Genomic DNA, 515 nt, shown 5'->3' with positions numbered 1-515 from the left:
AAAAATGAAAATTTAGGCACTCTTGTGTTGAGTGAAGACACTGCTGCTCTTGCCGAAGTTTCCATCAACTATAAAAATCCTTCAGTAAAGCGAGAGGTAGACCGACTGGTATTTAATGTTGAAAACACCACCCTTTCCCATGGTAGTTCGTGGGATATTCTTAAAAAGACCCCCGGCGTCATTCTTTCGGGAGAAAATTTAACGGTGCGAAATCAGGGGGTGCAGGTTTATATCAACGACCGCAAAGTGCAATTGACAGCTTCAGAATTACAGACCCTGCTGGAGAATTATTCCGCAGAAAACATTAAATCTATTGAGGTGATCACCACCCCTCCGGCACGTTATGATGCCGAAGGTGGGGCAATCCTGAATATTATCACCTCCAAAAGCATTGCTCCAGGGTATAAAGGAAATGTAAATGCAGCCTGGACCCAGGCGATCTTTCCGAAGTATCAGTTAGGGACCAGCCATTACTATAAAACCGAAAAATTGAATGTTTTTGGAAACTACAGCTT

1 pseudogene is annotated in these 515 nt (G+C 43.1%); it reads left to right on the top strand.

Annotated features, from left to right (window positions below):
• Nucleotides 1-515: pseudogene (locus HC175_RS17395) on the top strand (Plug domain-containing protein); the annotation flags it as partial.

The sequence above is a fragment of the Salinimicrobium oceani genome, assembly GCF_012037645.1.
This window is presented reverse-complemented; position numbering and strand designations above follow the sequence as displayed.